The organism is Shigella sp. FC1567 (assembly GCF_001743015.1).
Classification (GTDB): domain Bacteria; phylum Pseudomonadota; class Gammaproteobacteria; order Enterobacterales; family Enterobacteriaceae; genus Escherichia; species Escherichia coli.
On sequence record NZ_MIIV01000220.1, the window covers coordinates 1 to 2,163 of the forward strand.

Genomic DNA, 2,163 nt, shown 5'->3' on the forward strand with positions numbered 1-2,163 from the left:
TGTCGCCATTGTTCGATTAACGCGTATTTTTCAGCGACTCCTGTGCAAAATACGCTGTTGCTTTTTTTAATATATCTCGCTCAAGGCGAGCTTCATTTAACGCCTTACGCAGTTGCAGAATTTCAGATTCCAGTTCAGCCACCGTGCGGGAACCAGGAGTACCGAGCCCTTTTCTGGCGGCGGTAACCCATTGTCCTAAAGTGCCTTCAGGAAGGGATAATCGGGAAGCGCCTTCACTGATCGAAAGTTGATTTTCAAGAACCGTTCTGACAGCTTCGGCTTTGAACTCTTTAGAGTAACGTTGGTTTTTTCTGCTCATTATTAGCTCCTTCTGATGCCATTCTATTTCAGGAAGGAGTGTCCGTTAAACTCAGGCTACCTCAGTGTGCCAGAGGGGCGTATGTATCTGTCCAGAATCAGTGAGGCCATCAGTTTGTCTGCTGGTGAAGTGGCCCACCGGTTAATCGTCCCTTCATCGGATATTGACCTGGGGGAGACCGAGCTTCCGGTGCTCGGCGAGATCACCTGGCAGGCTTATGACCCGGCAAGGAGTAAATAATGGATTCGTTACAGGATGATTATACAAAGCTGCTGTACGGACTGATGCAGCCGGGGCCTGCATGGTCAGATACCGACGGTGTACTTGACGGTCTGGCACCATCGCTTGTGCGTGTTCACCAGCGGGCTGATGAACTGGTGATTGAAATCGATCCCGGTCAGTCCACAGAGCTGATTGAACGTTATGAAGAATTGTATGGTTTACCTGATTCCTGTTCCCCTGTCGGAACCCAGACATTACGCCAGCGTCAGCAACGTCTTGAAGCAAAAGCCAATGTGGCTGGTGGCATAAATGAGCAGTTCTTCCTGGATCAGCTTGAGGCGCTGGGATATACCGGCGTAACGATCGAACAGTTCCAGCACCTGGATGCAAGCCCCGATCCGGAATGGGGAGATCGCTGGCGTTATTTCTGGCGTGTGACGTTGCCGGTGGATGCCGGTGCTCAGTGGCAGACATGCACGGACGCCTGCAACACACCGATCCGGACGTGGGGGGATACGGTTGCGGAGTGCGTGATTAATAAATTATATCCGTCACACACCGTCGTTTTATTTTCCTATCCAGATGAGGATGAAGATGCACAGGATTGATACGCTGACTGCGGTAAAAGATAAGTTTGGTCCGGGTAAGAACGGATTTACTGACGGAAATCTTCGCACAGGACGTCTTGCTACCTGGCTGAACAGTGCCATGTGGAATGCCATTCAGGAGGAAATCTGTGGTGTCATTGAGAAGGCCGGGATAGAACTGAATAAAGAAGAACACGACCAGCTATATAAGGCTATATTATTGCTGGTGGGCGGTGCAATTAACGAAGAGGCATTGCTGATAAAAAATAACCTTTCGGATGTGGAAGACAGGGATGAGGCTGTTGAAAACCTCGGATTAAAACCCACGGTGGATAAGGCAAAAAATGCCGTTCAGCGTGATGGCGACACCATGACCGGAGAGCTGAAAATCCGTGGTGTTAATGCGCTGAGGATTTTCAACGAAGCTTTTGGCCTGATTTTTCGTCGTTCGGAAGAGTGCCTGCACCTTATTCCCACCAGTGAAGGTCAGGGGGAAAATGGCGATATTGGTCCCCTGCGCCCGTTCACCATTAATCTGCGGACGGGTGAAATATCCATGTCGCATAAAGTGTCTGTTGGCGGTGGTTCGCAGGTCAATGGTGCGCTGGGTATCGGCGTTCAGAACGCCCTGGGGGGAATTCAATTGCTTTCGGGGATAACGATACAGGTATAAAACAAAACGGCGACGGCATTCTGGATGTTTATGCGAATGGACAGCATGTATTTCGTTTCCAGAATGGTGTGGCGATAGCGTTAAAAAATATTCAGGCCGGAAATGCTAAAAAATTCACGTTATCCAGCGCCAACAACTCCACGAAAAATGCAGCGTTTTATTTGTGGGGTAATCCATCCAGGCCTGTTGTTGCAGAGCTTGGTGATGATTCCGGCTGGCATTTCTACAGCCAGAGAAATACCGATGGTAGTATCACATTCGCTGTAAACGGACAGGTAATTCCGTTAAATTACGGAAACTTCGATGCCCGCTATAAACATCGAACTGAGGGGGTACAGGATGTGCGGTATGGTTATGAAATG

At 49.3% G+C, this 2,163-nt stretch carries 3 protein-coding genes and 2 pseudogenes; 4 read left to right on the forward strand and 1 reads right to left on the reverse strand.

Annotated elements, in window-relative coordinates:
- Positions 1–319 (reverse strand): annotated as a pseudogene (locus BHE85_RS13475) (transposase); the annotation flags it as partial.
- Positions 320–400: 81 nt separating this feature from the next.
- Between BHE85_RS13475 and BHE85_RS26775 the strand changes: the two are divergent.
- The 4 genes and pseudogenes from BHE85_RS26775 to BHE85_RS26785 form a co-directional block, all read left to right on the forward strand.
- Positions 401–559: a hypothetical protein gene (locus BHE85_RS26775; protein WP_000281422.1), complete on the forward strand. Its 159-nt coding sequence runs from the start codon at positions 401–403 to the stop codon at positions 557–559.
- Positions 559–1,149, forward strand: a complete 591-nt coding sequence (locus tag BHE85_RS13480; protein WP_039064058.1) for a YmfQ family protein — start codon at positions 559–561, stop codon at positions 1,147–1,149. The genes BHE85_RS26775 and BHE85_RS13480 overlap by 1 nt, the downstream gene beginning before the upstream one ends.
- Positions 1,136–1,801 (forward strand): hypothetical protein, encoded by a 666-nt coding sequence (locus BHE85_RS26780; RefSeq protein ID WP_004981765.1) that lies wholly within the window; start codon positions 1,136–1,138, stop codon positions 1,799–1,801. The genes BHE85_RS13480 and BHE85_RS26780 overlap by 14 nt, the downstream gene beginning before the upstream one ends.
- A gap of 20 nt (positions 1,802–1,821) precedes the next feature.
- A pseudogene (locus tag BHE85_RS26785) lies at positions 1,822–2,163 on the forward strand (phage tail protein); the annotation flags it as partial.

Coding starts and splice junctions, on each gene's coding strand:
- BHE85_RS26775 (WP_000281422.1), top strand. CDS start 401: ATGTATCTGTCCAGAATCAGTGAGGCCATCAGTTTGTCTGCTGGTGAA.
- BHE85_RS13480 (WP_039064058.1), top strand. CDS start 559: ATGGATTCGTTACAGGATGATTATACAAAGCTGCTGTACGGACTGATG.
- BHE85_RS26780 (WP_004981765.1), top strand. CDS start 1,136: ATGCACAGGATTGATACGCTGACTGCGGTAAAAGATAAGTTTGGTCCG.